4 protein-coding genes are annotated in these 7,270 nt (G+C 70.2%); 3 read left to right on the forward strand and 1 reads right to left on the reverse strand.

All coding sequences use genetic code 11. From position 1 onward, the window contains the following. A partial coding sequence (locus G6020_RS04905) for a hypothetical protein (RefSeq protein WP_194305974.1) occupies nucleotides 1–569 on the reverse strand: 569 nt, incomplete at its 3' end. A 139-nt stretch (nucleotides 570–708) separates the two neighbouring features. Here G6020_RS04905 and G6020_RS04910 point away from each other — a divergent pair. The 3 genes from G6020_RS04910 to treY all read left to right on the forward strand — a co-directional run. Then, nucleotides 709–2,868, forward strand: coding sequence for an acyltransferase family protein (locus G6020_RS04910; RefSeq protein ID WP_182609853.1), 2,160 nt, complete (start codon nucleotides 709–711; stop codon nucleotides 2,866–2,868). Nucleotides 2,869–2,924: 56 nt separating this feature from the next. After that, entirely contained in the window at nucleotides 2,925–5,069 is a 2,145-nt protein-coding gene (gene glgX, locus G6020_RS04915; protein ID WP_182609854.1) for a glycogen debranching protein GlgX, read from the forward strand. A 2-nt stretch (nucleotides 5,070–5,071) separates the two neighbouring features. After that, a partial coding sequence (gene treY / locus G6020_RS04920; RefSeq protein ID WP_182609855.1) for a malto-oligosyltrehalose synthase occupies nucleotides 5,072–7,270 on the forward strand: 2,199 nt, incomplete at its 3' end.

Genomic DNA, 7,270 nt, shown 5'->3' on the forward strand with positions numbered 1-7,270 from the left:
CGCACTCCGTCGACCCCGTCACGCAACTCCGGCGAGTGGCTGAAATGGGCCAACACCGCGACGGTGAAGGCAGCGATCATCGCGCCGAAGACCAGCCATCCGGCCCCGGGCGGGAACCAGTCCCACGACGGCCCCGACGTCCCGTAGATCATGCGGTCGAAGAACAGCGCCCCCGCCGCCGGCGACTGCGCCACCACCGACCCGTACGGGGCGTCCTCCGCGGGCGGCGCCAGCAACGCGGCGAGCGGCGAGGCGGCCGCCGCGGCGACCGCACACGTCAGCCCCGGAAGCACCACGAGGACGGTGACGCCACCCGGCCTCCGCAGGCCCGGGTGACGGTGCCACAAGGTCAGCACCGCACACACGACGGCCGCCCCGAGGAGGACGATCAACATCAGGAGCTGGCTGCCGCCGTCCGTCCCGGACTCCGGGAGCCGCAACCCCCTCCCGCCGCCCACCGAGAGCAACTCCGAGCGGGGTGCCGCCACGATCCACACCAGCAGCGCGACCACGGCCGGACCGACGACTCCCGACACGGTCCCCACGGCGCGGATCGGCGAGCTGAGCATGGGCCGGACTGTACCAACGCGGGCGCTGTCGACCGTCTGTGGTGTAATCGGACGCGGCTCCGCCATGCTCTTCGGTGCACGCGCTCGCAGAGTCGGGGCGCCTGCACAGACCGGACGACCCGTCAGGAAGTACTCGCCAGTGGCCACCAGCACTCCGATCTCGCCTGCTCGCCGCCGGCGAGGGAAGATGGCCTACCGGCACGACATCGACGGGCTCCGCGGGCTGGCCATCGCACTGGTCGTGGTGTTCCACATCTGGATGGGCCGCGTCTCCGGCGGCGTCGATGTGTTCCTCACCCTCTCCGGGTTCTTCTTCCTGGGATCGCTCCTACGCGGCGCCTCGGACGGGCGCACCGCCCTCAACCCGATCCCCCATCTCACGCGACTGGTCCGTCGGCTGTACCCGGCGTTGGTGGTCACGGTGGCCGCGACCGTCGTGGGGACGATCCTCATCAAGCCCCCTACCCAGTGGTCGGCGATCTTCGAACAGACCCTCGCCTCGCTGCTGTACTACCAGAACTGGGAGCTCGCGCTCACCTCCCAGGACTACGCGGCGGCCGACGCCACCATCTCGCCGCTGCAGCACCTGTGGTCCATGTCGGTGCAGGGCCAGTTCTATCTCGTCGCCCTCGGCGTCGTCCTGGGCCTGACCGCGATGTGGCGGCTCATCGGGCGGGGCGGCTCGCCCAAGTGGATGCTCCTCGGAGTGGTGGCCGTGGGCACCGCGGCCTCGGTGTGGTGGTCCGCCTACGGGCAGGCCGTCAACCAGCCCTGGAACTACTACGACACCGGCGCCCGGATGTGGGAGCTCCTCGTCGGTGGTCTCGTGGCGATCCTGCTGGCGGGGATCGTGCTGCCGTGGCCGTTGCGCATGCTCAGCACCGTCGCCGGGCTGGCGCTCATCGTGAGCTGCGGCTTCGTGATCGACGGCGCCGCCTACTTCCCCGGCCCCCTGGCCTGGTACCCGATCGGCGGGGCCCTGCTGATCATCCTCGGCGGCAACCTCCCCGAGGGCGAGCGCGCGACACCGCGGAGGGACCCGGTCACCTGGCTGCTGTCCGCGCGGGTGTTCCGACGCCTGGGCGACATCTCGTACTCCCTGTACCTGTGGCACTGGCCGCTCCTCATCCTCTGGCTCTCCTACGACCGGCAGGCCGAGATCACGCTGGTGTCGGGGCTGGCGATCGTCGCGGTCTCCGTGGTGCTCGCCCTGTTGACCGAGAAGTACGTCGAGCGACCGCTGCGGATGGCCAGCCGGGCACGCGGGCGGTCCACCCCCGCCGCCCAGAAGCGTGACTCGCTCCGCAAGGGGTCCGGACGCAACGCGCGCGATCAGCGCCGCTTCGTCCAGGCCACCGCCCTCGTCGTGGTGGCCGCGGTGGCCAGCCTCGGGACGGTCGGATGGTGGACCGCCACGTCCGCCTCCCGCTCGGCCGTGCCCTATGTCGACTCACTGACCGACCCGGACCACCCCGGGGCCCGCGCCTTCTTCGACGGCATCCCGGTCCCCGAGGACGCCGACTACGTCCCCTCACTGCTGCAGGTGGGCAACGACCTGCCCGTGAGCACCCTGGACGGCTGCATCTCGAACTTCGAGTCGGCCGAGGTGCAGATGTGCGTGTACGGCGACGTCACCGCGCCGCGCACCATCGCCTTGGTGGGTGGCTCCCACGCCGAGCACTGGATCAGCGGCCTCGACGAGGTCGGCCGACACTACGGCTTCCGGGTGGTCACGGTGCTCAAGATGGGGTGCCCGCTGACCCTGGACGCCTCGGTGTCCGACAGCGACGAGTTGCTGTACGAGAGCTGCGCCGAGTGGACGCCCGCCGCCCTGGCCGCCCTCGTGGGCCTGGCACCCGACTTCGTGTTCACCACCGCCACCCGGCCGGTGGGGGTCGTGGGCCCGGACGTCACCCCGCGCCAGTACGTGGACCTGTGGCGTGCACTCGACCAGCAGGGCATCGGCGTGATCGCCGTCCGGGACACCCCGTGGCTCAACCAGGGCCGCGGCCCGATCCGGGCCGGGGACTGTCTGGGAGACGGCGGCACCCCCGAGGAGTGCGGGATGCCCCGGGAGCGGTCCATCGCGCCGATCAACCCGGCCGGGCTCGCCGGGGCCGGGATCGACTCGGTCCGACTGATCGACCTCACCGACGGCCTGTGCGACCCGGCGAACTGCCCGGTCGTGGTGGGCAACGTGATCGTCTACCACGATTCCCACCACCTCTCCGGGTCGTGGGTCCGGTCCGCGTCGGGCGAACTGGCCAGGCAGATGGGGCCCGCGACCGGCTGGTGGTGACCGCCGGGGGCCCGGCACAGCGGCTCCCGCCCCGGAACGCACTACTGTTGGGCCTTGTGACCAACGACGACGCGCAGCAGTCCGCCCCAGAGCTCATCCGTGCCTGGCCTGGCACCGCCTTCCCCCTCGGTGCCACGTATGACGGAACCGGCACCAACTTCGCGCTGTTCTCCGAGGTGGCCGAGCGCGTCGACCTGTGCCTGATCGACCGCGACGGCGGGGAGCAGTGCGTCGAGCTCACCGAGGTAGACGGTCATATCTGGCACTGCTATCTGTTCGGGGTGACCCCGGGGCAGCGCTACGGCTTCCGGGTGCACGGGCCGTACGAGCCCGAGAACGGTCTGCGCTGCGACCCCTCCAAGCTGTTGCTCGACCCGTACGGCAAGGCCTTCGACGGGGAGTTCGACGGCCACCCGAGCCTGCACAGCTACGACCTGGACGACCCGGGTCGACGGAACACCGAGAACTCCCTCGGTCACACCATGACCACCGTCGTGATCAACCCCTACTTCGACTGGGGCAACGACCGCGCGCCCCGGCACGAGTACCACAACACCGTGATCTACGAGGCCCACGTCAAGGGTATGACCGCCACGCACCCCGACATCCCGGCGGAGATGCGCGGCACCTACGCCGGCATGACCCACCCGGCGATCATCGACTACCTGACCGACCTCGGCGTCACCGCGATCGAGTTGATGCCGGTGCACCAGTTCATGCAGGACCAGCGGTTGATCGACATGGGGCTGCGGAACTACTGGGGGTACAACAGCTTCGGCTTCCTGGCCCCGCACAACGAGTACGCGTTCGCGGAGAAGCCCGGTGACGCGGTGAGCGAGTTCAAGGCGATGGTCAAGGCGTTCCACGACGCCAACATCGAGGTGATCCTGGACGTGGTCTACAACCACACCGCGGAGGGTAACCACATGGGACCCACCATCGCGTTCCGCGGGATCGACAACCAGGCGTACTACCGTCTGGTCGAGGGCGACGAACAGCACTACATGGACTACACGGGCACCGGGAACACGCTCAACGTCCGGCACCCCCACTCCCTGCAGCTCATCATGGACTCGCTGCGGTACTGGGTCCTCGACATGCACGTCGACGGGTTCCGGTTCGATCTCGCCTCCGCCCTGGCCAGGGGGCTGCACGACGTCGACCGGTTGTCCTCATTCTTCGATCTGGTCCAGCAGGACCCGGTGGTCAGCCAGGTCAAGCTGATCGCCGAGCCGTGGGACGTCGGCGAGGGCGGCTACCAGGTGGGCAACTTCCCGCCGCTGTGGACGGAGTGGAACGGGCAGTTCCGCGACACCGTCCGCGACTTCTGGCGGGGAGAGCCCGCCACTCTCGGCGAGTTCGCCTCCCGCCTGACCGGCTCCTCGGACCTGTACGAGAACACCGGACGTCGCCCCACCGCCTCGATCAACTTCGTCACCGCCCACGACGGCTTCACCCTCAACGACCTGGTCAGCTACAACGAGAAACACAACGAGGCCAACGGCGAGGACGGCAACGACGGCGAGAGCCACAACCGCTCCTGGAACTGCGGGGTCGAGGGACCCACCGACGACCCCGAGGTGCTGCGTCTGCGCCACCGGCAGCGGCGCAACATGCTGACCACCCTCATCCTGTCGCAGGGCACGCCGATGATCGCCCACGGTGACGAGATCGCCCGCACGCAGGGCGGGAACAACAACGTGTACTGCCAGGACAACGAGATCGCGTGGATGAGCTGGGACCTCGACGAGGAGAAGGAAGACCTCCTCGAGTTCACCCGCACCCTGGTCCGACTGCGGAAGGACCATCCGGTGTTCCGCCGGCGCAGGTTCTTCGGCACCGTTCTCCGCGACGACGAGGACCCGCAGGACATCGCCTGGTTCAGCCCGGACGGGTCCGAGATGACCCACAAGGACTGGGACTCCGGCTTCGGCAAGTCCCTGGCCGTTTATCTCAACGGTGAGGGCATCCACGAACCCGACGAGCGTGGCCAGCGGATCGTCGACGACTCGTTCCTCCTGCTGTTCAACGCCCACCACGAGCCCATCGAGTTCTCGTTGTTGGGGTCCGAGTACGCCGAGAGCTGGGAGGTCGTCCTGGACACCGCGGTCCACCTCGAGGAGCGCACCGGTGAGCTGGGGTCGGACGACACGATCACGGTGGCCGATCGCGGCACGATCGTGCTGCGCAAGGTCACCTGATCGTGACCGCCGCGGATCTGACCGGGACCGGGCCGCTGCGCAGGGGTACGGCCCTGGCGAGCACCTACCGCATCCAACTGCGGACGCCCGCGTCCGACCCGGACGGCCGCGGGTTCGTCCTGGCCGACGTCGAGGCCCTGGTCCCCTACCTCGCCGACCTCGGCGTGGGATCGGTGTACCTGTCGCCGATCCTCGAGGCCACCCCCGGATCGACCCACGGGTACGACGTGGTGGACCCGACCACGGTCGCAGCGGAGCTCGGCGGGATCAGCGCACTGCGGTCGCTGCGGGCCGCCTGCCGGGAGCACGACCTGGGCCTGGTGGTGGACATCGTCCCCAACCACCTGGGTGTGGACCGTCCGGCGGCGAACCGCTGGTGGTGGGATGCGTTGCGCCGGGGCCCGGAGTCGCCGTATTTCACCTACTTCGACTTCGACACCGAGCCCGCCAACGGGGCGGACGGCCGGATAGCGATCCCGGTGTTGGGTTCACCGGAGGACGTCGACCAGCTCGTCGTCGTCACCCCCACCGACACCGCCACAGACACCGACACCTCCGACACGGACGCTGCGGAGGCCGAGCTGCACTTCTACGACCATCGCTTCCCGGTGGCCCCCGGCACCGGGGGCGGGACCGCGCAACAGGTGCACGACCGCCAGCACTACCGGTTGGTCCACTGGCGGGAGCCGCTCCTGGGCTACCGGCGGTTCTTCACCGTGACCGGGCTGGCCGGGCTGCGCCAGGAGGACCCGGCGGTCTTCGACGCCACCCACACCGAGGTGGCCCGCTGGTGCGAGGAGGATCTGGTCGACGGCATCCGGGTCGACCACCCCGACGGTCTCGCCGATCCCGTGGGCTACACCCGGCGGCTCCGCGGGCTGGCCGGCGAGGACCGGTGGCTGCTGGTGGAGAAGATCCTCGCGCCCTCCGAAGTGCTCGAGCCCGCCATGCCCGTCGACGGGACCACGGGATACGACGCCCTCCGGCTGATCGACCAGATGTTGGTGGACCGGGGCGGACAGGCGCGGTTGACCGAGCTGGCCTCCCGGTACTGCGGCGGCCCCGGCGACGAGGAGCAGGTCCACGATCAGTCCGCCCGTCTCAAGCGGCAGATCGTCCTGGAGGACCTCGCCCCCGAACTGGGCCGCCTGACCCGCGCAGTGCGGCGTGAGGCCGCCCTCGGCAGGGAGCCGAGTGTCGTGACGGGTGGTGACGACGAGGAGGCCCTCCTCCGCGCGGCGTTGGTCTCGGTGATCGAGCGCACGCCCGCCTATCGCGCCGACTATCCCGTCCTCCGCGGGACCCTGCCCGCGATACTGGACGATCTGCACCGCGACCGCCCCGAACTGGCTCCCGTGCTGGGTCTCGTGGCCGGGGCTCTGGCCCGTGGTGCCGAGGCCTCGAGCCGGTTGGCGCAGGTGACCGGTGCGGCCACCGCCAAGGCCGAGGAGGACCGCCTGTTCTACCGGCTCGGCCGGCTGGTCTCGCTCAACGAGGTCGGCGGTTCACCGGGGCGGATGGGCATGCAGGTGGAGGCCTTCCACCTCGCGATGGCCGAACGCGCGCTCGCCTCCCCCCTGGCCATGACGGCGCTCAGCACCCACGACACCAAGCGGGGCGAGGACGTGCGCGCCCGGATCTCGGTCCTCTCCCAGCTGTCCGACGAGTGGGCGGATCTGGTCTCCGAGGTGTTCCGGACGTTCCCCCCGCCCGCCGAGGACGCGGGGTACTTCCTGCTCCAGGTGATCGTGGGGGTGTGGCCGGAGCGCGACGATCCCGCCGACGACCTGCGGTCCCGGCTGCACGACTACGCCGACAAGGCCCTACGTGAGGCCGCCGTGCACACCACCTGGACCGATCAGGACGCGGACTTCGAGTCCGCCGCCCACCGGTGGATCGACACCCTGCTCGACTCGGGCGGCGCGTTGCTCACCCCGTTCGTCGACCGCATCGCCCCCGCCGGGCGTGACAACTCGTTGATCGCCAAGGCGACACAACTGCTGTCCCCCGGGGTCCCCGACGTCTACCAGGGCACGGAGGTGTGGGAGGACTCGCTGGTCGACCCGGACAACCGCCGGTTCGTGGACTACGAGCCCCTGCGGTCCGGCGCGGTGGCCCGCGGCGGGCACCCCAAGTTCGCGCTGGTCCGTGAGGCACTGCGGATCCGGCGTGCGCATCCGGCGGCGATGGCGGCCGGCGCG

This window comes from Dietzia sp. B19 (genome assembly GCF_014145155.1).
Lineage (GTDB): Bacteria > Actinomycetota > Actinomycetes > Mycobacteriales > Mycobacteriaceae > Dietzia > Dietzia natronolimnaea.